Consider the following 26,216-nt stretch of genomic DNA (forward strand, 5'->3'; position numbering starts at 1 on the left):
TTATAGATTCTATTGAAATGATTACAATTAAACAACAACTGCGATCCCTGGCAAAGCACACAACTCAATACGCAAATATATGAACCGTGTGGGACAACGCTGCGACCGGATCCGGTATTCCTCCCCTGCAGACGACAAATGCATCCTACGAAACTGCTTCATTACCGGCTTTAAAATTTACAACCGGTAACTAAATAAATGAGAGCCGCAGATAAAATAGAGTCTGTCTTTAAGGAAGCTTCCGCCGGCTCTTATGGCCTGGGGCGTTTTTGCTACCAACCGGATCTCTCCTGACGGGTGATCTACTTTTGTGATGGCGTGTTCAAAAAGGATATAAAGATCATCCTGCTTTCCGTTTATGAATACCCTGGGCGACTGCTCCCCTACTGCATATCCATAGTCCTTAAACATATCTTTCTGATAAACGACCTTCTTTGTTGCCGGATCAAACAGGAAGAATATCCTTCTGTCGGCAATTCCATAAACCTTTCCATCTTTCCGGGTAGTGAGATCTGTGTAAGAACGTACTCCCGGAATAACCGGTTCTTTCCATTCTACCTTCTTAGATACGGGATCGATAATATACAGGAGTGCCAGACGGGCCTTCTGCTCCCCGCCGGTACCGGGCGTTACCGTAGTACCTCCCAATACCTTACCTCCGGCTATATTTGCGAGGCTCATGGTGGACTGATCCTTTTCAACATCTTCATCTGTCAGCAGCACGTGCTTGTTGGTTGTAATATCGTAAAACAACAAACCTCCGCCTGTATACCCATATTGCGGGGTTCCACCTAAAACAACGGTTTTCCCGTCCGGACGTACCAGCACCCGATGCGGGCGGTGTATTACGGGACTGCACTTCAGCAGTACGCGTGGGTTATCGTCGTTTGGATCGGTGCTCTGGGTTTTAAACGGTTTTTTGGTATCCCACATAACCAAATCGCCGCTGGGATAAGATCCGAAGAACACGTTCTGACCACTTGTCGTTAATGCATTGTACTGGCCCAATGCAGCCCGGGTACTCCATTTATCTTCGGAAACGGTGTAATTGAACTGCCGCATCGGAAAAGAGCCCCCACCGATCAGCGATCGTTGATCGGGCGATGTGCCCACTCCCATTACCCATGAACCTTCAGAGGGATAATCAAAATGCACCGTATTCTTTTTCCCGCTGCGGGTGTCTTCTGTGGTCATCACCTTTTCAATCAGGTCCAATTGAGTAATTTTTGTTCCATCCGGAAACGACATATGCCGCAACGCCTGAGAACCGGTAATCATCGGTTTTTCATCTGGCTGGTGCCCGGTACCAATGGATTTTGCCGCACCGTTATACAACTCATACCAGGTGCCGTCTTTATCAGCAAGGCCCTGCCCGTATACCTTCCCGTTTTTGTTGCGATACAGATAGGCCGTGCCTCTTTTTCTTTCGGAGGGTTGTAAGAGCTGGTTCACCTGCTTCGACACGGGGTTAAAGGCAATCAGCTGGCTGTTGGTATTGCCCAGTGCAAAATACACCCAACCCTGGTCATCCACCGCCAGGTACCGCTGATATTGCGCCCAGTTCTCTTTATGTACATAGCCATAATCCGTAAACGTGCCCGTTGCCGGATCATAACAAATAATGCCGCTGTTGGGATAGGTTACCGCCCATATCCGGCCCTTATCATCTTCCGTCATTCCCATCGCCATTTGCGGAGCCGTTTTATGATGGAATGTAAATGCCCTTTTCCTGGGGTCGAACTCCGCAAAATTCCCATTAAAAAGGGTGTAGAATCTTCCTTTGGAGGAAAAGATCGAAGAAAAGGGACAGTCGCCTCCCGGATTAAACGGCATGGGAAAAACTTCGCTCTTACCGGTTGCTGCATCCACCATCAACAATGCGTACCCGCCCCGTACATCGAAGAGCCAGGACAGCACAACGTTCCGGCCATTCCCGTCAATAGCAGTAACGGTTCCGCGGGTAGTGCTGTAAGGCGAGGCCGGACCGTGGTCAATGAACGAAGTATTCGCCTCCGGCTGCAGTTTTTTTTCCCGCTGTGGTTGCGCCCTTAAAAAAACAGGTGCCAGAAAGACCGTAGCAATCAGAAGATATTTTTTTATGTCCATTCCGGTTTCAGGATATTAATAGTTAAAAATAAACGGACGATTTTCCTATAGTAATTGTCTTAGCTTTTGCTATTTAATTTACGATCCAGTATTTACCGGTTGCGTCAAAATTATTATACACGTAAAGATCCCCGTTTGACTGCATACCATACAACGATGTTCCTACGGGGATAATTTTCGTAAACCGGTTCCAGCCCAGTCCCATCCGGCTTTTAGAGCCAATTGCAGCTGTAGCAGATACGGGAACCGTCCACAAATATCCTGTTGCATCAATGCCCATCAGGCTCTGGAAATTAAACAGGGCATACGGCACATAGTTGAACCCGGTTCCTACCACAGCCGATTGTGGTGTAAGCCAGGTTCCGTTGGGCAGCGCAAACCACGCTTTTACTTCCCCGCTTGTTTCCGCAATTGAGTAAAAGAAGCCTCTTCCCGGAACATATTTCAGGAAGGTAAAACCGGTTCCCAAAGTTGTAGTGAGAATGTTTGTCAAAACCCCGTTTGTAATCGTATACATGTACAGGTTATTATTGGTTTGAACACCAATAAACCGGTCGCCCTCATAAAAGAAAAGGTCACGGAAAGTAGCCCTGGGGGCCAGCGCAGGATAGCGCATTTTTTCTGTCAATTCTCCACCAGCTCCTACTGCATATACGATCAAATCACCGGCAGCATTCCACTCGCCCAGGTCGTCATTCATTTGGAAGTATCTGCTGGTAGCATTTCCCTTCAAGGCGATCTTCGTTCCCCGATCCGTTACTACATCAGGCGCTTTAAAAGTTTGGTACTCATTCCGAACCGTATCAATCCCCTGTGGCGGGAAAAACACCGTACGGAACTGAAACGACCCACCAACGGGAAAATCGGTCAACACAACTGCCGTATCATTCACACTTCGCACTGTATTGATCACCCGCGGTTGATTGTTGCTGGTCGTATAGCTGATCTGAGAATAAGCTACGCTGTCGCCCGGAGTTGTTTTTGACAAGGTGAGGTTGTAACTTGTTTGCAGATAGTCATAATCAAACGCAGTTACGCTGCGGGCTCTTAAGCCATCTGCGAAATTAGCTCCCCATACTGTTATGGTTGCTGAAGAAAACAAAGAGGTTTCACCTTTATCATTTACATTCCGGAACTCCACCAACATCGATCCTTCAGGCAGATTTTGCAGCACAACCGAGTCCCGCTGTCCGCCCAGGGCTGTCCGGTTAAATGTTCTCACAATCGAATCCTTGCGCAGGTTCCAGTAGATGATCGTCTTTGATATTTTGGGATCGGCATTCATATACCAGACCAGCTTCACCTTTCCGAAACCGGGGTAAGATTTTACGGAATCTACCTTCCCCAGGTAAACCGCTTCTTCCTTATCGGCAAAATCACGTTGTATGTCATTCATTTTATCACATGAAGACAGCAGCAACACCAAAAAAAACGTAAGGCTGAGTGCTGTGTAGAATAATGTATGTATCTTTTTCATTCGTAATGTTTTTATGCTACATTTTCCGCATCCTTAATTTTGCGGCACCGTATTATCTCCATAAAAAGTAATTTCTCCCATTGAAAAATAATTATTCGATGGCGGGGGCATCAGGTTCGACACCTGGCGTACAAATATCCGCACAAACCGAACGGGCTTTGCATCGATCGGCATCTCGTATTCTGTTCCATTGGCTGCAAGATTGAGTGCAGCCTGGTTATCGGGCGGTACCATAAGGTCGTAACGGGGAATGGCATGCCATCCCAGGTACTGCCAGTCGTCTTTAAAAGTTTTTACCGGGATCACGGTAGTCGGATCAACGAACCAGGGCGTTGTACTAAGTGCTGCCCAACGAACGCTTAATGAATCCAGCCAATAGGGACGGTCCGTTAATCTGGCAAAATCAATTTTATCCGTCCCCCATGCTTCAAACTGCTGGATATTCACCTGGCCATAAACGGCGTCTTTATGATATCCATGAATGACGATCCGGCTTAGCTTTACTACCTGTTTCAGATCAATGGTAATAGACAGGCCACTACTGCCATTGGCAGTCAGCCATCCATGGCTCTGTGTATTCACGATATTATCCCACAGAGTGCTCGTCGTGCGTCCGGAGAGGTTTGACGTATTATCGTACGGGATATTAGCCCGGTAATCGGCATAAGGCTTGGGTACTATTGTTTCAAAAAACGGCGTTGTTGAATAAAAGACAGTATCGGATATATTGCCCCATTTATCTTCAAACGTAACTGCAACGTTGGTAGGTTTGGGTTCAAACCCCCTGAAAGCACGCTTATCATCCGGAGCGGTGGTAAAATACATTTCTTTTGTATTCAGCATCTTTGTGATCTCGTCTGGCACCATCATACGTACTCCAAGTTGTGTGCTCGCCAGGTTTTTCCAATTGGCAACAATGCCGCCAAATCCGGGCTGTAGCTGCAATGATTCTTTTGCAAGCGATACCAGTCCTTCAAGCGGTTCAAACTCTATTTCCAATGGCTCCGACCGCTGTTCTTCCTTATTTACCTTATAAATTTTTGCTTTTACTTTTGCCTTTTCCGGCAAATTGAATCCTTCGATCGTGAGCGAGTTTTTATACACCGAGGATTTTTCAACAAATATTTTCCCATTGCGCTCGTATTCTGCCATTACATATAAAAGGTTTCCATCATCAGGCACACTGTATTCAATGATAGCACCTCCGTTTATAGGCGTGATCTTTTTCACTGCGACGGTACCCGCATTCCAGGGGCCTGGAGCTTTCTCTTTTTCTTTTCTGCAAGAAAGGAAAAGACTGAAAACCATCATTACAATTATGAAACTATATTTTTTCATTAGAAATTTATTATGATTCATTAATGAAACATTTTCTTATTACCATCCATAGGTTTGAACCAGATTGGTATTGGCCCGAATATCGACCTGCGAAATCGGATACAAATAATCCCTGAAACTAACGGTGCGTGGCGCTCCGTATACAAACGGCACATAATAGGCATCCGGGGTCGCTCCCGTGGTTGTCCACAAGGTAGGCGGCAGACTCCAGTACTGCAGTGCCGTCTTCCAGCGGCGGATGTCCCAGAAGCGCTGTCCTTCAAATGCCAGTTCGATCAGGCGCTCTCTCTGGATAATCTTCCGCATTTCATTTTTGTTAGTTGGTGCAGCAGGGTTATATGCTGCAGCCTGCCAGGATTGAACCACACCGTTTAAACCGGCGTTGGCTCTTACCTTATCGATCCACTGGTATACTTCAGCATCCGGTGCTCCTTTTACCTCATTCAGCGCCTCGCTATACAGCAGATACAGGTCGGCCAGACGCAGCAATGGGAACTGGTACGGATAGGGCGCATAAGGATTACCGGTAACTCCTTTACTGCTGGAACTTTCAAATGCAATGATCTTTTTAGGCACATAGCCATTGAGGCCTGTTTCTCCCGATCGCTGCCGAAGGTAAACGGCAAATGTAGCACCGCCGTTGTCGGTAGTTGTTTCATTCTCGAAGTAGCCTCTGTCAAAACCGAGATCAGCATAAAAACGCGGTTCCCGGAAAAAGTGCATAGAGGCCGTAATTTCGCCGGTGGGTATATAGGTAGTATGATGATCGCTGGCAATGGCCCGGCGTGGTTTATACCGGTTGGCATAATCAAAGAATTTATCATCTTCGATCGGTACACCGTTATTGGAATAAAACAGTTCTGCCATATGCCAGGAGGCCGCGTAGTATTGCGCCTGGTACGATTGATCCTGTGAATACATTTGCGGGTAAAGCAATTTCAACATATTCCCAAGGGAATTTAAGCCCAGGCCTGCAGAGTTTCCTTTTCCGTCAGCAAACTGTTCCTGGGTGGCCCAGATGACTCCCGGATTCCGTTCAAGGCTCTCTGTAATCGATTTCCGGATCGTCATGAGTTGTACCATGCTATCGTTCATCGCGAAGGTTTTGGCACCACCCGAGAACTTATTGAACTCATATAAGCGAAACCCATTATTTTCTGCGGCATCAATGGCTTCCTTAATAGCTGTAGCTGCTCTTTGCCATTTGGCAGGATCATAGGTTGCGGGAATCAGCTGCTTTCCTCTTTTATCTGTCCAGCCGGCATAATCCGGGTTTCCGTTGAAAAGCGGGCTGGCAGCAGTTGCCAGCAGCTTTGCTTTCACTCCCAGGGCAATCACCTGTGAAATCCTTCCCTGCTCGGTTGTTGGATCCGGCAGCACCGGCGGCAGCCCCGGCATGGCTTCATCAATCAGCCCGGCGATATAATCTACACATTCATCTACCGGCTCCCGGTATACCCAGGTTTCCTCCGGTGTGGCGGAAACAGGAATATTTTCCTTGGCCAGCACGATAGGACCATATAACTCCAACAGGAAGAAATGATAGTAGGCCTTTAAAAATTTCACTTCTGATATCCACCGGGTGCGCTCTTCCTCAGTAATGTCCCGGGGCTTATTTGCATTTTCCAGGAAAATATTACAATCCCGAAGGGCTTTATACATGCTTTTAACGGCACTGTTCCTGCTGTCTGCGTAGCCCGACCAGTAATCCTGGTAGGGTGTATTGGTATTTTGCAGTCCACGGGAAATCTGACCGGCCAGTGAATTCCCGGCCCTCGATTCTCCCTTGTAGTCAAATTCATCACGGCTGGTGAAATAAGCGGGGTAATAGAGCGGATCCGTAGGATCGGGCAACCAGGAATAACAGGTCCGCAGAAATTTTTCCGTCACCGACCGGTTTGAAAACGCATGTTCCAATGTAGGTGTATCATTGGGTACAACGTCCAGGAATTTGCCACACCCTGTTCCCAGGAATGTTAAAAATAACACCAGGACGGCCGACCATCTTTTGGTAGAAAAACAAACGCTTTTACAATCGTGAAATCCCAATTGTTCCTTTTCGACCTTAGCAGTACCGCTATTCGTCAAAAATAATTCATATATAACTGATATCATTTTAGTTGATTTTAAATTAGCAGTAATTAAAAAGTAACATTCAGACCAAAATTGACAACCCGCTGTACAGGATATCCCAAACCATTTCCAGCCATCTCCGGATCCCACATCTTGAATTTAGACCACACCCAAAGATTGGTTCCATTCAGGTATAAACGCAGCCGTTGGATATGGGCTTTTCGAGTAAGCCTTTCGGGCAGGGTATACCCAAACTCTCCGGACTTCAATCGCACGAACGATCCGTCGCGAAGCCAGTAGGTACTGATAATATTCTTACTTGGCTGGCCGTTATTTGCAATCAGATACTCGGACAACCGCGGCCAGAAGGCATGCAGATCCCGGTTATTTTCAGACCAATGATCATCGGCGATATACTGCAGTAAGGCTCTTTGACCGTTACTTACAAATGGTGTGATCTTTTCCGGATCGATGAAGAAGGAAGAACGGCCCGATCCCTGAAAGAACAGCGAAAGATCAAATGATTTGTACACAGCGGTAAATCCTCCGCCGAAAATGATCTCAGGAACGGTTGGATAACCAATGGGAACCATATCATTTGCATCAATCTGACCATCTCCGTTGATATCCTTGTATTTGATATCACCGGCGCCATACTCACCAAAGAGCTGCCGTGGTGCATTTTTTACATCATCATCGTCGATAAACAAACGCTCCGCAATTAACCCGATCGGCTGAGCCAGCTTTAATCCAACTCGGGATCTCCAGGGAACATCGCTATAATCCGGCTCTTCATACTTTTTAAACTTGCTGGATGCATAGGTGAAGGTTCCGTTTACCTGCAAGGAGAAATCGGTTCCGAAGGTTTTATCATACTTGATCTCTGTTTCAAAGCCCTTACCCTGTGCCACCCCTACATTTGCCCAGGGAATCACACGCAATCCCATGGTAGTAGGGATATCCGCCCGCTTCTGCAAAATGTTTTCACGGGTTTCGGCAAAGAAATCGGTGATCATTGTAAAATTCCTAAACAGTCCCAGTTCCAGTCTGACATTGGTTTTTTTGGCAATTTCCCATGTGATCAGATCATTTCCATACCGGCCGATGGCAATCCCCTCCCGGTATGCCCGGTTATATCCGAACCAATAGCCGGTACCATTCATTTCCACCTGCGGCAGGTAGAAGAAGCGATCTACCACATTATTGATCAGATCATCGCCGCTGGTGTTGGTTCCGCCGATCTGGTCATTACCAACTTTTCCATAAGTTGCACTGATCTTCAACGTACTGATTACGTCCTTCGCATTTTGCATGAAAGATTCGTTACTCACCACCCATCCGGCACCTATAGAAGGAAAGAATCCCCAGCGATTCTTCTTAGCGAAGCGTTCACTTCCGTTATACCCAAAATTGAATTCTGCAAAATAGCGGGAGTCATACCCATAAGCCAGCCGTCCGGCGGAAGAAATATTCCGCTGCGGCAGCGAGGCCTGGAGCTGTTGCCCGTCAGTAAGTACGGTTCCATTGCTAAGCACCCGGGGAGCAACCTGGCTGGCAGACCGAAGGGTTTCTACGAGGGTCACATTCAGGTCGTGCACATCATTAAACGTTCTGTTATATCCCAGGCGCACTTCACCATACTGGATCGCACCTACAGTCCGGTTGCCTGGGCTGTACCCCAGGTATTCCGTACCCTTATCAGGATTCAGTGCTACCAGCTGATACGATCCGTCAAGGGTTGTGGCCGGCATGTAATAAAACGGATTATAACCGCGCGATTGTTGATAGAGTGCTTTCCGGGTCACATTATAAATTCCCCGGGCTGTTAATCCTTTTAAAGACCCACTGAACTTATGTTCCATTTCCAGCTGCAACAGCATCATGGAAGATTTCTGTTCCATAAAGTTACTGGCAAGATCTGCGGCGGGGTTCAGTAAATTCAGCTCCATATTATTCCCAAAGAGAACATGTTTGGAAAATTCGTTGGCCGAGTCCGCCGGATAGTAAGGCAAAAACTTCACAGGCGAAGCATTACGAGCCGACTGAAATACAGCAGCACCGCCAGATGTGGGCCCACTCAGATCGTCAAACGAACCGTAGGCCCTGATTACAGCTGTAGTGGTTGGCGTGAATTTGATCGTTACATTGGAGCGCAATTGAAACCGATCAATATTAATATTATTTTTTATCAGGTTTTCAGGACTTTCTTTTATGATTCCCTGATCATTCTGGTAGTTGGCGGCCAGGTAGTAGAGCACCGTTTGTCCGCCACCGGTTATATTCAGGTTGGCGCGCCTGTTTACAGCCTTATTTTTTATCAGGTAGTCATACCAGTTTACCGAAGGATATAAAACAGGATTAGATCCCAGTTCTGTTTCCCTGATCTTTGACAAACTGTACGGCAATGGCACCATCGCATCCCGGGTTCTTACCGCTTCGTTATGCAATTTCATATAGGTGATTGGATCAGCTAGTTTCACCAGTTCCGAATTATAAGAATTGGATTGTTCTGCCCGCAGGCTGATACCCAACTTATCTACCTTCCCTTCCTTGGTGGTTACAAGGATCACCCCGTTCGCCCCACGGGCACCATAGAGCGCGGCGGCATTGGCATCTTTCATAATAGAGAACGAAGCGATATCGTCCACGTTGATCCGGGCCAGATCGTTCGGTTCCATTTCAATACCATCGATCAGGATCAGCGGATTCTTTTTACCGGAAGAACTAAAACTGGTAATACCACGGATAAAGAATTCCGCGTTATCCAGTCCCGGCTCACCCGAACGCTGATAAGCGATCACCCCCGCCAGCCTTCCGGCAAAAGCCGTTGTAAGGTTACTCGACGGCACTCTTAAGCTAGATGGATTTACTGTGGTAATCGCACTTACCACGCTCTCCTTCTTCTGTTTTCCATAGGCCACCACCACTACATCGTCCTCGCTTTTGGAAACCGCCTTTAAGGCAATTTCCATATTCTTTTGTGTGGAAAACGATACGGGCACTTCCCGTTCTTCATAGCCCACATAGGTAACCACCAGCACGGCTTTGTCTGCGGGAAGCTTAAGCGAGAACTTACCGGCCATGTCCGTGTTCGTACCCGTAGTTGTTCCTTTTATAACCACACTGGCGCCGATAATACCTACGCCTATTTCATCAACGATGCGACCTGTAAGCACTTTATCTTCCTGTGCAGCCCCTGTGGCCGGCTTTAATATCAATAAAAAAAGCAGGGAACACAATAAAGTTCTGGTGTTAAAAAAATTGAAGCAACAAATCCTCATGAGGTCATTTTGGTATTTGGCGTAATTTTTACGTTCTTTCATTTTACTTTGATTATTTGTCCTCTATCCATTATTACCGAGGCCGGAGATGCCTTACCTCATCAAATACATAAAGGCCGGTTTATAAAAAAATACCTGCGTAAAAAAGTGTTTAGGTTATATACGCGTGACTTTCATAAAACCCAGCCATTAATAAAATGAAAAGAATCATTTTTAATGAGCACGAAAAAGGCTCCGAAAATTTCAGCAAGCAATTGGCAATCGTCATTTCTGCAGTTTTTTAGCGGTTTTACAACCAGTACTACACGCAAGATAACAGCAAAAACTATCAAAAACAACTTTTTTGCGGATTTTTTGCGGATTTATATTTTATTTTACGCAAACAAACCGACTCGCCTATTTCTACCTGCACCTGAATAGCCGCTAACAGGGAAACTATTTCATTTAAAATCATTGGATTAGATACTGAATGTAAGGCCGCTTTTCCGGCTTACAGGATAATGTGTACGTTACCGGATCCGGATCAATTAGGGTCGCAGATGGGCAAATCTGGTACGGGTTAAATAATACGCAACAATATCGCAGCGAACATCCTGCAGGCGCAATCAGCGGATCTGCGGCAATTAAAAAAAGCGCTTAAGGAAATGACACCGGATCCGGAATACCCATCGGGAATAATGACAATACATCTAATGATGCATCTTGTATACATGCTACCGGGTCGTGTCTGGCTGCTGCTACAACTAATCGTCCCGGACTTTTCTGCTATACGTTCTTTAACGAACCCTCTAAAGAAAGGTTACCAACAGCAAACTCCTGGTATGCAACGCTGTGATGACCGGGCTGCTTTATCAGGGCGTTACATTGACCACCACTTTTTTCACCACCGACGCTTCCGCTTCAATGGTATTGTTGGCAGCCACAAAAACCGCTTCATACCGGCCGGGCGTTGTATAGGTATAACTGTAAGCCGTTGGCATGGCCCCATAGACAGACGTCCGAACCGGAATGGACCAGTCTTTTCCAAGCTCAACCGTACCCAGGGTAATGGGTGCCGAAACCGCCCAGTTCTCACTGTAAGGATCATTAAACGGACTATTGGGATCATAAGGTACATATACCGGTAATACGGCTCCCGGGTTGTACTGCGGACTTTTGGGATCATAGATCGGGTTCTTCGGATCAAACAGCGGATTATTGGGGTCATAAATAGGATCCGCTGGATTCTTGTATACCGGCCCGTACAGGGTTACCCTGGTATTGGTGATCGTAGACCGGGCTTTTGCATTTACAGGGTTTTCATCCACGATCCGGAAACCGGCAAGCGCCTGGTCTGCCAGGGTAATAACCGCACCGTTTACTGTTGCGTTGATGCTTTTCAATAAAAAATTTTCCACGATCCATTGCCGGGCATACCCATTGGCCACCTGGGGCCGGTTGATATACCGCAGTGCAAAATAAACCGGCTTTCCGGCAACCACGTATTTAGAAAGATCAACCGTGCGCGTTGCCACCATCGTTGCTGAATTAGCCAGGGTAAAACTATCCGTGATATTGATCCAGGTGGCAGCTTTCACGCCAGCCAGATCTGCATAATTTCCGTTGAAGTCTGTAGAAAGCAACACCGAGAACTGGTTGGCCTGGGTTCCTGCCGGGTTGCCGGCAGCCACTCCACTGGAAAAACTCAGCGTAAGGCCCTTGCCGGCCGCATCAATCATTCTGCCATCCTTATACGCATAGTCCTTGTAAACTTCTCCCGGGTAAAATGAAACCATGGTTGCCGTACCCGAAAATTTAAAAACGGCAGGAGCGCCGGCCTTAACCGATAACTCGGTGGTCGTTACATCAAAATCGGGAGTGGCCACTTCCGCGAGTTTTTTTTGACAAGACACCAAAAGTACGCCGGCCATCAATATCCAATTGCTAATTTTCATAATGCTTATTTTTAAACCAGGCCTGCATTACCAACCCGGGTTTTGAGTCATTTTTAAATTATTGATCATCTCCTTCTCCGGTATGGGCATCAGTACGTCCCTGGCAGAAGCCCGTGTAAAGGAAAGCACAAAGCCTGCACCGGGTGCATCCTGCTGCGCCTGGTTGCCCATATCCTGGTTTACGTTCAGGAAGATGCCCCAGCGAAGCAGGTCGGCCTTCCGGCATCCTTCCATATTAAATTCCCGCATACGTTCATCCTGGATGAAAGCGCGGAAGGCTGTTTTGGAAGCCCGTGCAGCAGCAGGCACTTCTCCATCCGCCGCCTTGTAAATGGTGGCTACAGCGGCAGCACCGGAACCTCCACCACCGGAGATGGTAACCAACGGTGTGCTGGTATAACTGCCTTCTTTAAAGAACCGGGTGCCGGTTGGGTCCCTGTTTAAATTGATCTCCACCACGGCGCCGCCCTGAACTACCGCCGTAGCCTCCGCACTGCTTCCGTCGCCCGCAGCAATGGTTACCGAAGGGGCACTTGTGTAGCCGCTTCCCCCATTGGTAACGGCAATGGATTTAACACCCGTAGACCAGGCGCGTCTTCTTACCAGGTTCACTGCCTCAATGGCATCAGCTGTAGGAGTACCGTTTATTTCATTATCCGCTTCTGCAAACATCAGGAGGATATCGGAATACCTGATGATGGGCATATTGGTGGCAGACACTACGGAGGTCCCTCTTGGTATGGCCTCATATTCGCGCCGCCATTTCGCGGGAAACAAATACCATTTATCTCTTTCGGTAGCCGGCGGGGAACTCATTAACTTCTCCCCGTTCACCGCTGAATTCACGTAGGTAAAATGGGCCACACTCCACCATTTTCTCAGGTCGCCGCTTTCAAAGGCGTTATAAAACTTTGCCGTAATGTTCATGTAAGCTGCACCGTTGCCGGTAGCAGAACCCGCCGCTGATTGCGGTCCGTTAATATACCCGATATTGGTCCACTCCGCAAAAGCCATGGTAGCCGGATCAACATTATTGCCATAAAATTCTGCTTCCCATAAATTCTCCTTCGTGTCATACTTATCCTGCGCCAGTGTAATAAAAATATTGGCATAACTGGGATTGAGACTATGCCCGGCCTGCGTGTCGTCCATTACTTTTTTAGCCCACATTTTTGCATCCTGGTACTTCGTTACATCCTTCAGGGGTTCACCGGCCATGGTCAGGCAAACCCTTGCCAGCATTCCACGCACTGCAGATTTATTGACGGCACCGGAAAAGCCGAGGCTTTTGATATCCCGCACCAATGGCTCGGCGGCCGTCATATCCGACAGAACCTGGTCATACACTTCTTTTGCGGATACCCGGGCTACCGATACTTCTGACGGCGATTTGGTAGATGCCAGCTTCAACGGCACCCCACCCCAATATTGCACCAATGTAAAATAATAATAGCCTCTTAAAAACAGGGTTTCTCCTCTTACCCGGTCTCTTGCGGCCTGCGGGATATCCGGGTTCTTATCCAAATTTTCAAGCAGCACATTTGCCCGGTTAATACCATCCCATAACGTGGTCCAAAGCCCCGTCATATAGGGATCAGACGCCGAATAATTAAAGTTAAAAGGACCGTTTAATGTAAGCCGGTTCATATAAGCGATATCGGCCTCCCAATCCAGGAGATAATTGGCATAGCTGCCCCAGAAACCGCCATTGCCTACTGTATTGTATACACCCGACAGTGCAAAATTCAGCTGCTGCTCTGTTTTATAATAGGTGGTGGTACTTAAAAAATCCGTAGGGCCGGGCTGCAGGAATTTCTTACAGCCTCCCAGGCCTGCAACGGAAAGGAATAAGATCAGTATATAATATTTCCGGTTCATTGTTAAAAAATAAGGTGATTAAAAAGTTGCTTTCAAACCAAATACAATGGTGCGCACATTGGGGTACGCAGAAAAATCGTAGCCGGGCATCAATACATTATCGGCAGTAGACACCTCCGGATCAAGCCCGGAATAGTTGGTCCAGGTAATCAGGTTCTGTGCAGAAAGATCCACTGAAAGGTTTTTCAGATAGGCCTTCCGGATCAGCTTGGCGGGAAGTGAATACGACAGGGATACTGTTTTCAACCGTAAATAGGAACCGTCCTCCACATTCTTGGAAGAAAAATAACCGATAAACCCCTGCCCCCTGGTGCGGTAATTTTCATTCGTGGGATTGTCCGGAGTCCACCGGTTTGCGTAACTGGCGTATTGATTGATATTGGCAAAGCCGTTGCTATTGCCTTCCAGCAACAGCCGGTTGGCATTGTACACATCATTGCCATAGGACCATTGAAAAAAGACGTTCAGGGAAAAGCCCTTGTACATTAAATTATTTGAAAAACCACCGATATGCGCCGGCTGCCCTCTCCCGATAATCGTCATATCGGCAGCATTAACGGTGCCATCCCCATTTAAATCGCGGAGTTTGATATCGCCCGGCTGCACCACATTGCGTGCGGTACCATTTGTGGAAACGGTCTTCTTAAGGACGTATACACCCGGAGCCGGATTATCAAAATCTTCGTACTGATAATTTCCGTCCCAGATATAACCGATCATCATTCCAACCGGTTTGCCTACTTCGGAAAGATACAGCGGTTGTCCAAACTGGGAAAGATAGGTTGGTACCCGGCTTAATGATGGCTGGCCGTTGGCAAGCGACAAAATTTTATTCTTATTAAAACTGATATTGAAACTGCTCGTCCAGTTAAAATCGGTCGCTTTTATATTGGTCGTATTCAGGGTAAACTCCCAGCCGGTATTCCGGAGACTACCGATATTAACCTGTGCCGAACCAAAGCCGGAACTCTGCGGCAGATCTGTATTCAGCAGCAGGTTGGATGCCGTGCGGCGGTACCAGTCTATTTCCAGTCCGATCCGGTTATCCAGTATGCCGATTTCATAGCCGATGTCGATCTGTTCGGTTTTTTCCCACTGCAGCAGAAGGTTTCCCAGCGTGGATAAATAGGCCGCCGGGATGGGTGCCTGGTTGTTGAAAGCATATCCCTGGCCGGTATTGTTGAGCGACAGCTTTGCATAGGCATCATAATCCCCTACGCGGTTATTTCCGTTCTGCCCGTAGCTGGCCCGCAGTTTGGAGTTGGTAATGAAGGGCAGACCTTTCCGGAAAAAATCTTCCTGGCCCATATTCCAGGCGATGGCACCACCCGGAAAATAACCCCAGGGTTGAAAAAACTTCGAAGATCCGTCGGCTCTGAAGTTTACGGTAAGCATGTATTTTGACCGGAAATTGTAATCGATCCTTGCCGCGTAAGAAACCATCGTATTGATGGTATTATAAATACTCGGCGACGTGAAAGTGCCGCCCGACGACTCATCCAGGCCATCCATGCGCTTCACTTCATTAGGAAGCTGGATACCTGTGAAAGAGGAGTACATCGTTTTATACTGGTTAACCCCAAACAGTGCCATCGCGTTAATGGAATGATCCTGCCCGATAAGCGTTTTATAGTTGAGTGTGTTTTCATTAAAGAAACTATTGGAGTTATTGTTGCTCATACTCCCCCACACGCCATTTTTGTTGGAAGGGTTCAACGGACTTCCCTGCGCTGTTTTGGAATTATAAAATTGTTCATTGCGTACATTGGATTGCATGAGTCCTGCTGCCGATTTCAAAATCAGTTTTGGAGTAATGGCATAACTCACATACGCATCCGCCTGCAGCTGGTTGCGAATGGTATGCTGGTACTGGTTTTGCAGATCGGTAACCGGGTTGATCCGGAAGTCGCTGCTGTTAACTGCTTGCTGATCGGCGTCTTCGCTCAGCAGGTCTTGTCCTTCGATAGCCGACACCGGCCGGTACATCCAGGCACGGATGAGTGCAGGTGACGTGGCATTGCCACCGCCGTAGATGGAACGGATCTGTTGCCCGTATACGTCGGTTTGTGTAAGTGCCACATTGGTACCCACTTTAAATTTTTCTGAAATGACCTGGTCCAATGCAAGTCGCCCGGTATACCGGTCCATTCCTGTATTAATGATCACGCCTTTCTGGTTGAATACCGATCCGGACACCGAGTATTTGGTTTGTTCCGATCCGCCACGGATCCCGAGGTTATAATTCCGGTACACACCCGTCTGTAATACCTGGTCCTGCCAGTTTATACCCGGAACATTTTTATAATCATCCAGCGTTTTTCCCAGTGCCGTATAAGCGGGTGTATTAAAAGAATTAGGATTCAGCTCCATCTGGTATTTCACAAATTCATAAGGACTCATTACCGGAATCAACGGTGGCTTTAGCTGATAGCCCATGGTACCGCCGAGCGTTACCTCGGGTTTTCCCTGCCTTCCCCTGCGCGTTTGAATAAGCACGACTCCGTTTGCGCCCCTCGAACCATAAATTGAAGTGGAAGAAGCATCTTTCAGGATCGAAACCGATGCGATGTCATCCATATTCAGGGTATTGGGGTCGAGATTCTCAATGGGGAAACCATCCACTACATATAACGGGGTGGTGCTTTGGGTTAATGAGCCCGCTCCGCGGATCATGATATTCATTCCGCCCCCCGGTTGTCCGTCCGTACTATTTACCTGTACCCCTGCCACCCTGCCCGCCAGTGCCTGCGCAAAAGAAGGAACCGGAGCTTTCTTCATATCTTCCACATTAACGGTACCCACCGAACCTGTAAGATCCAGTTTGCGCACAGATCCGTAGCCGATCACCACCACCTGGTCCAGGGAAGCATTCACGGGTACCAGCTGCATGTCGATGGTTGACTGGCCGGCTATTGCAATGGTAACGGGTTCAAAACCCACGTGCGAAAACAGTACCGAGTCCGCAGTACTGCCGCCATTTAACTGATAATGGCCTTCGGCATTTGTAGCGGTTAGCGTGGCAGGCTTACCTGCTATTTGAACACTAACGCCTTCCAGGGCCCGGTTGTCCGTTTTTGCACGAACCACGCCTTTGATCGCCTGTCCATGCGCGGAGCAGATCCCCCACATCCATACGCCGACGCAGAAAAGCAATTTTACAAAGAGAATACGCATAAATAGAGATTATTTAGAGTTAAAAGCATCGAAATCGCCGGGAAGCCACACCACGGCCAGGGCAGATGATCTACCAGCAGCCAATCCCTCAAACCAGCTGTTCATTCCATCATTTTTATAAACTATCGGGCTCCGGCCGTTCATCACAGGAAGTGATTTGCGCTTCCTTATCCGGTATTTTTAGCTGCCGTTATGCGCAGCAAGGCGTCGTCTATTTTGAATGCATGTTATCCGATGTCCGAAAAAGCCCAGGTTCAGTATGTCCTTCAAGGTAGCAACCATTATTTTGCGCTATTTTAGCGGTTTCACGATTGATATTATACGCAATATAACAGCAAAAATTAAAAAAACAACATTTTATTGCGTTTTATTTGCGGTATTTTTATTTTTTTTACGCAAAAAAACCGATATCTTGTAGGCCCATAACGATCCGGTACTGTGCCAGTTAATTTTTTTAAATAATTTTCAATTCTTTTATCATTTAAACGCTTTGTATGAACAGGAATCCCTCCAGAAGGAACTTCATTAAAACAACGGGTTTAGCAGGCATGTATGCCGCATTCGGATCCGGCTTTACAACGGTTTTTAATACCCCGGCAGCGATGCGGAGAGTGGGTATCATCGGGCTGGATACCTCACATGCTACGGAATTTATTAAAGCGTTAAACAGTACAAAGCAAACCGCCACTTATAACGGGTACTATGTTTCTATTGCCTATCCGTATGGCAGCCGGACAATAGAAAGCAGTTACAGCCGCATCGGCCAGTACACCAAGGAAGCAAAAGAGAACGGAGTTACCATTGCCGGCTCTATCGACGAATTGCTGAGGAACTGCGATGTGGTACTGCTCGAAACCAACGACGGCGCCCTTCACCTGGAACAGGCCACCAAAGTTTTTAAAAGCGGGAAAAAGGTATTTATCGACAAACCTGCCGCGGCCCGGCTCGCAGATGTTATCAGCATCTACAAACTTGCCCGGCAATACAATACGCCAATGTTCTCGGCCTCTTCATTACGGTTTATAGAAAAAGCACAGCAGGCACGCAACCATAGTTTCGGAAAGGTTTTGGGCGCCAGCACCTTTAGCCCTGCCAAAATAGAAGCGTCCCATACCGATTTGTTCTGGTACGGTATACACGGTGTGGAACTGCTGTATACCGTTATGGGTACCGGGTGTGTAAGTGTAAGTCAAACGGCTACTGCCGACACGGATGTGGTGGTGGGTACCTGGGCCGATGGCAGGGTTGGCGTTTTTCGCGGTACGCGCAATGGCAAACACGATTACGGAGGAATTGTGCATGCAGAAAACGCTACTGTGTACCTCGACCGGTACGACGGCTATGTTCCTTTACTAAAAGAAATCATAAAATTCTTTGAAACCGGTACTCCTCCCGTGAGTGCCGAGGAAACGTTGGAAATTTACGCTTTTATGGATGCGGCAGCTAAAAGCAAGGCCAGCCAGGGCCGGAATATACCGTTGGCCAAGACCACCCTATAGCGCACGCGCCCCATATTTCCAATATATACTATATATTTACTATTAAATTAACCTGAACAGTTTTAGAAATAGATTGTTAACATGAAAACCGCTTGAAACTAAATCATTACTATGCGTAAAGACGAACGGCAAAAGTTCATTTTAAAGGAAATCAACCTGCACAATAAAGTGTTGTGTGCAGACCTGAGTTTGCAGCTGAAAGTATCCGACGACACCATCCGCCGGGACATTATCGAATTGGCAGAAATAGGGAAAGTGGTAAAAGTGCATGGCGGGGCCGTTGGGCCTTCCTTTGTATCGCCGTTTAGCGGGCAAAACGAAGTATACGCCCTGGAATCAAAAAAGATTATTGCGGAAAAGGCACTGAGGCTGATAAAGAATAATTCAACCGTGCTTACCGAAGGGGGAACAACCATACTGGAATTGGCCAAAATGATCCCCAAAAATATGAAAGCCACTTTTTTTACTATTAGCCCCCAGATTGCCATTACCCTTTCCGAATTTGACAATATTGAGGTAATCACTATTGGGGGGCGATTGTTGAAAAACGCCAACCTGCATGTGGGGTCGGGGATGATTAACCAGCTTTCAGAAATCAAAGCGGACCTGTGCCTGCTTGGTGCCAATGCCTTTTCGGTGGTTGAAGGCTTAACCGATCTCGACTGGGAAGTGGTTCAGGCTAAAAAGGCCCTGATCCGTTCTGCTAAAAAAGTGGCTGTTGTAACCATTTCTGAAAAGTTAAATACCATTCAAACCATTAAGATCTGCGATGTGAACCAGGTCAATTACCTGATCACAGAACTGGATCCCAATGACCCCAGCCTGATCAGGTACCAGGACACCAATCTCACATTGCTATAATACTTGGAGATCCTACACATTCCCGCATCCGGATCGTGTTAAAATTTGGGGGTACGGGTGAATGATATGGAAACAGGAACAGATTCCGGAGCGGTTCGGGATCTGTTCCTGTTTCAGCATCTGCCCACAGGCAAAACCAGCAGCACATTTTGATACAGTCTCTTCTTAATAGAAAGCGCAGATGACCATCACCGGGAGGTACCTAGAACAATCAACACCGATCAAAAAGATTACGCGCCCTTTTTATTGATGGCTGCAGCATTTTTCTGAATTTTCTGGATGGCCGAAATAATCATATCCATACCTCCCCTATTGGCAAGCAATACATTTTGCGGTAACCAAACAGCTTCCTGGCAAAGCTTTTCATTTTTAGGACACTGGTTATTTTCCTTAAAGCGCTCGTAGCTCAGCTCAGGAGCGGTATACATTCTTTTATAGTTCTTTGTTTCAAACGTATTGCCCAGGTTCTCCACTGCATTTAAAGGGGTGTACCCGCCCGAACAAGGAATTCCTTCGGCCTGTAACGCTTTTATAAATTGTGCTTTTGAAAGATCCGCAAAATGCCGTTTATCATACCGGAACGGAAACAGATGATACGCCGCCTTTGTTACACCGGCGTTCAGGGTATGCGGTACTATTCCTTTTATTTGCTTCATCTGCTGCCTTAGATAACCGGCATTTTCATTCCGGGTCTCTGTTTGCGGCAACAGCCGTTCCATCTGCACCATTCCTATTGCGGCCTGGTACTCCGTTAACCGCAGTTTGCTGCCCGGACGCGCAGAGGCGGTTCCATAGGGTAGCCCGAGATTATGATAAGATACGCACCGGTCCATAAATACCTCGTCATCACTTACAATGGCACCGCCTTCTCCTATCGGCAGGTTTTTAGAATTCTGAAAGCTGAAACATCCGGCATGGCCAAAAGTACCTACCTTCTTATTATTGATCTCCGCCAGCCATGCCTGGCAGGCATCTTCAATAACCACCAGATTATGTTGTTTTGCAATCTGCATAATACTCCCCATATCTGCAGGAAGCCCGCAAATATGTACCGGCAGTATCGCCCGGGTACGGGGCGTGATTTTTTTCCTGATAGCCTCCGGATCGATCAGGAAGGTATCCGGGTTCACATCGGCAAATACCGGCATGGCGCCGGCATTCAGGATCGCAGTAAGGGTGGCTATAAACGTATAGGGTGGTAAAATCACCTCATCCCCGCCGCCAATATCCGATTGTGCTACCGCGGTGATCAACGCGTTGGTTCCATTAACGGTGGTCAGTGCTCTTTTGGCACCCATCAGCGCGGCCCATTTTTTTTCAAACAAGGTCACTTTCTCCGCCCGCGACCAAACGCCGCTGCGCAATGCTTCCAAAACAAGCGGTTCATCCGTTTCCTTATTCCAAATGGGCCACTTGGGCCAGGGCGCGTTAACCAGGGGCGTTCCGCCCAGCACGGCCGGCGTTGCCCCGGTGTTGAAAACAGTAGGCAATACTTTGTCAAAGCTAAGTGTTGCTCCCAGTCCGATAACGGCTGACTTTTTTATAAAACTTCTGCGGCCTTTATTGTTCATACTTACAAAATTTAATTATGTTATGGTTTTGAAACGTTCTTAAAACGATGGCGTATACGGCCAATATGCATTCCGTTTATTTAATGGCCCTGTACCCTGCTCAGTTTCGTTTAAACATCTTCTCATAATGATCTGTTCCCATAAAGATGCCTCCGCTGCGTTTATAAAAATCATCATTCAACTCAAACACCCCCTGCTTTACCTGTTGCCAGGATGCCTGTTGTACCGGGTGAAAGGTTTTCATCAACTCCCAGTTTTTGTAATTCATATCACCGTTGGTTTCGATCATCGGCATTCCAATGCCCGGGAACGGCTGTAACCGCCCGGCCAGGTTTTTATGCCAATCCAACAGCAGCGGGTTTACCGTAAGGTCGGCGCAGATACAGGCCACATTATTCTCGTGGGCCACCTTTGCTATTCTGAAACTCACACTTAGGGTTTTGGCAATACCTTTTAGCACCAGTGCCTTATACCCCTGGTGAATTCTTTTCAGGGCATCGGCTTCGGTGTGTACGCTTTCATCGGCTCCTATAATCACCCCCACATCTTCAACGGTTTCATCATTGGATTCCCAAAACGGCTCTTCGATCAATCGTATTTGTTCAAACGCGCCAATCTTACGGGCATGATCGAGATACTTTAATAAACTTTCCTTTTTCTGATACCTCCCGTTTGCATCCAGCGTATAAATAAGCCGGCCGTCCCTGGTTTGAGGTGTTCTTAAATTTTTAAGTGTTTGATGCACGAGGGTAAGCCGCTCCATATCCGATTGCAGCATTTGCTCCTGGTTGCCCGGCATCCCTGTTTTTATTTTAAACACGAAATATCCTTCCGAAGCTGCCTTTAGCAGATCCGTCATTGGCATACCATAAGGGATCTGGTACATTACGGCGATCTTTGGATTATGTATACCAAGCGATTTCCGGTAAACAGCCGGGATCATCGTGTCGAAATCCGCGCACTTGTTTTCGGAGGCATAAACAAGCCAGGCGGCATTGTCTACACTTACCAGGGCATTATATATAAAATTAAGATTCACGCTGCTTTGCCCGGTAAGCGATACGGCGTATTTGCGTACTTCCGGCAAAATAGCCGACAACAGATCAACCGGAGTATCGAACGGCGTTTGTTTCGTTAACTGTAATGCTTTTTCTGATAATGCATACATCAGCGCATTGCCCGCACTTTCCGAATGTGCCGAAAAAACATCCGGGTCTCCATACAAAACGCTTTGCGTAGCAAGACCTATTTTAGGACCACTGGTAGCGGTTTGCATCGAGGAAACCGCCTGCCATAACTCCGTTAAATACCCACCCTTAAATCCAAAGGGCCGCACCAGGGGCTGCCGTTCAAAATCGGAAGCAATATGATCAATTTTAATTTTCATGTTTGAAGACGAACCGGCCAGGCCTGTCAACGGTTTTATCGCCGGCAGTAACGACCATGCAACTGCATCTTTGATAAAAGACCTTCTTTTCATAACTATCCTTTACCTGGCCTCTAAAGCATATCCTGTTGTAAAAAGGTTTTTACAAAATCATCGTCAATCAGTTCCGGATAAGCCCGGGTCACCCTGGTTATTTCATCGGCCTGTCCGGGCGACAACACTTCATTGGGGTTGAGGCACCAGATCCCGTTTAACAACCCCTGCCTTTTCAGCACTTCGTGTATCCCGGGGATGCACCCGTGAAAACGATTCGCAGGATCGAAGATCGCGGCATTCATATCGGTTACCCACACATTTTTAGTAAGCCACTCATCCGCATTGGATCTGTTGCCGGCCTTATAGGCTTTTACATCATTCAGCAATGCTGCAGCTTTATGCGTCCATACGGCCCAATGCCCCAATAGTCCGCCGCGGAAATCTTTTTGCACCAGCTTTCCGTTTATATTAAACTGATAAGTGGTCATCAGGTCTGCAAGTATATTATCATCATTTCCGGTGTACAACGCAATCTCATCTGCCCGTTCAGAACTACAAACGGCGCGAACCACGTCCAGTGTCTGATAGCGGTTAAAAGCGGCAATTTTGATGGCCTGCACATTCGGTATCGCTGCAAATTTTTGCCAAAAATCGAAACTCAAAATCCTGCCGCCCACTGCGGGTTGCAGGTAAAAACCAAATACCGGAATAATCTCCGCAACTGCCTTTGTACGCTCGATCAGCGCATCTTCGGTCAGCGTATTTAATCCACCCATACTTAATAAGCCAAGATGGTATCCATATTGCTTTGCCAACCGGGCTTCCTGCACCGCCTGATCGGTGGGGCCGCAAATACCAGCCACCTTTACAAACGTTTCTTTGCCGCTCTTTTCAACTTCATCGGCAGCCGTATACAGGACTTTCTCTAACAGATTTATCTGAGGTTCTCTGATTTCAAATTGCGTGGAATGCACCGCTACCGCAATGCCTCCTGCGCCACTGGCCAGGTAATAGCGGGTTAACCTGCGTTGTACAGCTTCATCAAATGCCCGTTCCGCAGTGAGAGCTAACGGGTGCGCCGGGATGGCAATGCCCTCATGCAATATATTTTTTATTGTTACCGGTAAACTCATAAATGATATGCATTAAAATTGACCTTGCCTTTCCTGAAAATGGGTAGGCTTATTGATTTGTTTTCCTTCCAGACTGATCCAATCGGCCACCAGCCGGATCATTTTTCTCAAACTCACACGGGGATAACCAAAAAGCCGGTGCGCTTCGGAAGCATTACTCAAAAGGGCGGTATCCTGCACCTGCCCCGTAAATACCGGTTGCTTGTTGAACAGGGTTCCAAACTGTGTGGCCAGCCAGGTTAAACTAATGGTTTCGGGGCCTGTTACATTTAAAACTTTCGCGGGACTGCTGCAGTGTAAAAAGCTTCGTAACGCAATCTCATTGGCATCGCCCTGCCAAATAACATTTACCGCTCCTGTTGAAATATTGATCGGCGTTCCGTTATAAACCGATTTCCCTACCTCCAGTAACACCCCGTAACGAAGGTCGATGGCATAATTCAACCGGTAAATCAGCACCGGGGTTTGATGCACGTTGGAGAAATACTGAAAAACGCGTTCGCGCCCCAGGCAAGACTGTCCGTATTCGCCAACAGGATCGGGTTTGGTTTCTTCGGAAAAGCCCCCCTGCTCTAACCTTGAAAAGGGATATACATTCCCTGTTGAGAATGCAACGATCCGTGAATTTTTATATTTTTCCGCAACACGACCGGGCAAATACGCATTCATGGCCCATGTAAAAGGTTCATTTCCCTTTGTGCCGAATTTCGTTCCCGCCAGGTACATTACATTTTTAACATCCGGAAGGGCCTGCAACTGGTCTTCATCCAGCAGGTCTGCCGCAATAACTTCAACACCCAGATCTTCCAGTTCCTTTTTTGCAGCTTCATCACTAAACCTTGAAACAGCGATCAGTCTTTTGGATATGTTTGCCGTGCGCAACGCAATGCTGGCCAGCTTTATCATGCTGGGGCCCATTTTACCGCCGGCTCCCAGGAAAATAATGTCACCGTCCAAGGCCTGCAGATCCTCCAGCAAGGCCGCTGATGGCTGATACAATTCGTCTTCTATTAATTGCAATTCATTCATGTGTTTATTTTTATCGATTTAGGCCCCGGCAACTACCGGGATTCATATAAAAAGATTCCTGCATTCCTTGCGCATAAAGCAATAGGGCTGCTGGTTCCATGCTTATTTAAAAAATAACTCTTTGATATTGATCACCGCCAGTACCAGTAACATCAGCAGCCCGATGCCGGCCACCACTTTTGTCAGCGGCGTATTTACATAGCGACCCATTATATTGCGATCGCTGGAGATGCTGAACATGGCAATGCCAATAAATGGTACTACCAGTATGGTTACACTCTGTGCAAGCACGATCAATTCCAGCGGCGCACCGTCAAACCGCAATGCCACAAAAGCGCCGATAACCATTACCAGGGCAATCAGTACCCGTACAATATTAGAACTCAGCTGTCCTTTATATCCCAATGCATCTCCCAGCAGGGTGCCCCCCACCGATGCATTTCCGATCAGCGAAGAAAAGGAGGCCCCAAATAACCCGATCAGAAAGAGATGGGCCGCATATTCGCCAAATAAGGGCGCCAGTGTTTTAGACATATCCGTTGCCTTGGTTACCACCACTCCTGCGGGGTGTAAAACGGAAGCCGCACATATCAATACAATGCTGGCCATAATACCCAGGATCAGAATGCCCGGAAGGCTGTCCGAAGGCTTTTGGTTCAGATCGGGCGATAAGCGCCGCCGTTCCTGAACCATGTATGACTGATATAAAGCACCAACGATCGAAAATGCGGAAGCAAATAATGCAATCACCAATCCTAAAGAGCCCTCGGGCAATGTAGGAACCAGTCCGCCTATGATACCACCGGCAGATGGTTTTGCTAAAAAGAAGGTAACAATAAACGAACCCAGCATGATCACGATCAGTAAGATCATCACTTTCTCAAGGATCTTATAAAACCCTTTAAAGAATAATAAGGCAATGCCCAGTACGTTGGCAAGCAGGATCCACACCTTAGCACTTACACCGGTGGTTTCCGCCAGTGAAATCCCTACCCCGGTTGAATTGCCCGCCTGAAAAGAAGCCGTAACAAAAAAAACGCCGATCCCTGCCAATATGGATACCGGTTTCCCCCACCGTTCCTTGACCAGCGATAAAAACGACCGGTCTGTAGCCAGCGCAATCCGGGAAGCCATGCTTGTAAATACCGCCATAAAAAAAATAGCCACCACAATGGCCCAAAGCAAATCATACCCATATGCTGCCCCCAGTTTTGAGGTGATGGTCATTTTGCTGGGCCCAAAAACCAATGCGGCCGTAATAATGCCCGGACCTAATACCTGTAATAACCGGCCAGATCCCCGGCGGCTTCCCTTATCGTTATTTCCCATAATTAAAATAGATTTCAGCTGTGTTTCTACACTTTGCAATCATTCAATACCCTTTAAAAAACGAATATAAAAAATAATTTGACACTTGAGTATTTTTTGCGTATTTTTAT

The 26,216-nt window shown here is 47.3% G+C and carries 15 protein-coding genes; 2 read left to right on the forward strand and 13 right to left on the reverse strand.

Annotation, left to right across the window (positions count from 1 at the left end; genetic code table 11):
* Positions 1–177: 177 nt before the first annotated feature.
* From LQ567_RS06740 to LQ567_RS06775, 8 genes are all read right to left on the reverse strand, one after another.
* Positions 178–2,106, reverse strand: coding sequence for a Vgb family protein (locus tag LQ567_RS06740; protein WP_231003463.1), 1,929 nt, complete (start codon positions 2,104–2,106; stop codon positions 178–180).
* Positions 2,107–2,179: 73 nt separating this feature from the next.
* Positions 2,180–3,583 carry a DUF4998 domain-containing protein gene (locus tag LQ567_RS06745; protein WP_231003465.1) on the reverse strand — a complete coding sequence of 468 codons (1,404 nt, stop codon included), beginning with the start codon at positions 3,581–3,583 and terminating at the stop codon, positions 2,180–2,182.
* Positions 3,584–3,616: 33 nt separating this feature from the next.
* Positions 3,617–4,921: a DUF4959 domain-containing protein gene (locus LQ567_RS06750; RefSeq protein ID WP_231003467.1), complete on the reverse strand. Its 1,305-nt coding sequence runs from the start codon at positions 4,919–4,921 to the stop codon at positions 3,617–3,619.
* 39 nt (positions 4,922–4,960) lie between these two features.
* On the reverse strand, positions 4,961–7,036 hold the full coding sequence (locus LQ567_RS06755) for a RagB/SusD family nutrient uptake outer membrane protein (RefSeq protein ID WP_231003468.1): 2,076 nt from the start codon (positions 7,034–7,036) through the stop codon (positions 4,961–4,963).
* A 26-nt stretch (positions 7,037–7,062) separates the two neighbouring features.
* A complete protein-coding gene (locus LQ567_RS06760) occupies positions 7,063–10,317 on the reverse strand; it encodes a SusC/RagA family TonB-linked outer membrane protein (protein ID WP_231003470.1) in 3,255 nt (1,084 codons plus the stop codon).
* 809 nt (positions 10,318–11,126) lie between these two features.
* Positions 11,127–12,209 carry a DUF5017 domain-containing protein gene (locus LQ567_RS06765; protein WP_231003472.1) on the reverse strand — a complete coding sequence of 361 codons (1,083 nt, stop codon included), beginning with the start codon at positions 12,207–12,209 and terminating at the stop codon, positions 11,127–11,129.
* A 27-nt stretch (positions 12,210–12,236) separates the two neighbouring features.
* On the reverse strand, positions 12,237–14,087 hold the full coding sequence (locus tag LQ567_RS06770; protein ID WP_231003474.1) for a RagB/SusD family nutrient uptake outer membrane protein: 1,851 nt from the start codon (positions 14,085–14,087) through the stop codon (positions 12,237–12,239).
* An 18-nt stretch (positions 14,088–14,105) separates the two neighbouring features.
* Positions 14,106–17,261 (reverse strand): SusC/RagA family TonB-linked outer membrane protein, encoded by a 3,156-nt coding sequence (locus tag LQ567_RS06775; RefSeq protein ID WP_231003476.1) that lies wholly within the window; start codon positions 17,259–17,261, stop codon positions 14,106–14,108.
* Between the two features lie 494 nt (positions 17,262–17,755).
* Between LQ567_RS06775 and LQ567_RS06780 the strand changes: the two genes are divergently transcribed.
* Together LQ567_RS06780 and LQ567_RS06785 are read left to right on the forward strand one after the other, a co-directional pair.
* Positions 17,756–18,760 carry a Gfo/Idh/MocA family protein gene (locus tag LQ567_RS06780; protein ID WP_231003478.1) on the forward strand — a complete coding sequence of 335 codons (1,005 nt, stop codon included), beginning with the start codon at positions 17,756–17,758 and terminating at the stop codon, positions 18,758–18,760.
* A gap of 111 nt (positions 18,761–18,871) precedes the next feature.
* The gene (locus LQ567_RS06785; protein WP_231003480.1) at positions 18,872–19,621 is read left to right on the forward strand and encodes a DeoR/GlpR family DNA-binding transcription regulator; all 750 of its coding nucleotides are present in this window, start codon (positions 18,872–18,874) and stop codon (positions 19,619–19,621) included.
* A gap of 230 nt (positions 19,622–19,851) precedes the next feature.
* Here LQ567_RS06785 and LQ567_RS06790 read toward each other — a convergent pair whose 3' ends face one another.
* The 5 genes from LQ567_RS06790 to LQ567_RS06810 all read right to left on the reverse strand — a co-directional run bounded on the left by LQ567_RS06790 (position 19,852) and on the right by LQ567_RS06810 (position 26,106).
* A complete protein-coding gene (locus LQ567_RS06790; RefSeq protein WP_231003482.1) occupies positions 19,852–21,192 on the reverse strand; it encodes a DegT/DnrJ/EryC1/StrS family aminotransferase in 1,341 nt (446 codons plus the stop codon).
* Positions 21,193–21,292: 100 nt separating this feature from the next.
* Complete coding sequence (locus tag LQ567_RS06795) at positions 21,293–22,579, reverse strand: enolase C-terminal domain-like protein (protein WP_231003484.1); 1,287 nt, start codon at positions 22,577–22,579, stop codon at positions 21,293–21,295.
* Between the two features lie 113 nt (positions 22,580–22,692).
* Entirely contained in the window at positions 22,693–23,748 is a 1,056-nt protein-coding gene (locus tag LQ567_RS06800) for a dihydrodipicolinate synthase family protein (RefSeq protein WP_231003486.1), read from the reverse strand.
* A 12-nt stretch (positions 23,749–23,760) separates the two neighbouring features.
* The gene (locus tag LQ567_RS06805; RefSeq protein WP_231003488.1) at positions 23,761–24,777 is read right to left on the reverse strand and encodes an NAD-dependent epimerase/dehydratase family protein; all 1,017 of its coding nucleotides are present in this window, start codon (positions 24,775–24,777) and stop codon (positions 23,761–23,763) included.
* A 102-nt stretch (positions 24,778–24,879) separates the two neighbouring features.
* The gene (locus LQ567_RS06810) at positions 24,880–26,106 is read right to left on the reverse strand and encodes an Nramp family divalent metal transporter (protein WP_231003490.1); all 1,227 of its coding nucleotides are present in this window, start codon (positions 26,104–26,106) and stop codon (positions 24,880–24,882) included.
* Between the last annotated feature and the right edge of the window lie 110 nt (positions 26,107–26,216).

It is taken from the genome of Niabella pedocola (assembly GCF_021044425.1).
Lineage (GTDB): Bacteria > Bacteroidota > Bacteroidia > Chitinophagales > Chitinophagaceae > Niabella > Niabella pedocola.

Excerpts from the sequence above, each read along its gene's own strand:
- LQ567_RS06740 (WP_231003463.1), bottom strand. The coding sequence starts at position 2,106 with ATGGACATAAAAAAATATCTTCTGATTGCTACGGTCTTTCTGGCACCT.
- LQ567_RS06745 (WP_231003465.1), bottom strand. The coding sequence starts at position 3,583 with ATGAAAAAGATACATACATTATTCTACACAGCACTCAGCCTTACGTTT.
- LQ567_RS06750 (WP_231003467.1), bottom strand. The coding sequence starts at position 4,921 with ATGAAAAAATATAGTTTCATAATTGTAATGATGGTTTTCAGTCTTTTC.
- LQ567_RS06755 (WP_231003468.1), bottom strand. The coding sequence starts at position 7,036 with ATGATATCAGTTATATATGAATTATTTTTGACGAATAGCGGTACTGCT.
- LQ567_RS06760 (WP_231003470.1), bottom strand. The coding sequence starts at position 10,317 with ATGAAAGAACGTAAAAATTACGCCAAATACCAAAATGACCTCATGAGG.
- LQ567_RS06765 (WP_231003472.1), bottom strand. The coding sequence starts at position 12,209 with ATGAAAATTAGCAATTGGATATTGATGGCCGGCGTACTTTTGGTGTCT.
- LQ567_RS06770 (WP_231003474.1), bottom strand. The coding sequence starts at position 14,087 with ATGAACCGGAAATATTATATACTGATCTTATTCCTTTCCGTTGCAGGC.
- LQ567_RS06775 (WP_231003476.1), bottom strand. The coding sequence starts at position 17,261 with ATGCGTATTCTCTTTGTAAAATTGCTTTTCTGCGTCGGCGTATGGATG.
- LQ567_RS06780 (WP_231003478.1), top strand. The coding sequence starts at position 17,756 with ATGAACAGGAATCCCTCCAGAAGGAACTTCATTAAAACAACGGGTTTA.
- LQ567_RS06785 (WP_231003480.1), top strand. The coding sequence starts at position 18,872 with ATGCGTAAAGACGAACGGCAAAAGTTCATTTTAAAGGAAATCAACCTG.
- LQ567_RS06790 (WP_231003482.1), bottom strand. The coding sequence starts at position 21,192 with ATGAACAATAAAGGCCGCAGAAGTTTTATAAAAAAGTCAGCCGTTATC.
- LQ567_RS06795 (WP_231003484.1), bottom strand. The coding sequence starts at position 22,579 with ATGAAAATTAAAATTGATCATATTGCTTCCGATTTTGAACGGCAGCCC.
- LQ567_RS06800 (WP_231003486.1), bottom strand. The coding sequence starts at position 23,748 with ATGAGTTTACCGGTAACAATAAAAAATATATTGCATGAGGGCATTGCC.
- LQ567_RS06805 (WP_231003488.1), bottom strand. The coding sequence starts at position 24,777 with ATGAATGAATTGCAATTAATAGAAGACGAATTGTATCAGCCATCAGCG.
- LQ567_RS06810 (WP_231003490.1), bottom strand. The coding sequence starts at position 26,106 with ATGGGAAATAACGATAAGGGAAGCCGCCGGGGATCTGGCCGGTTATTA.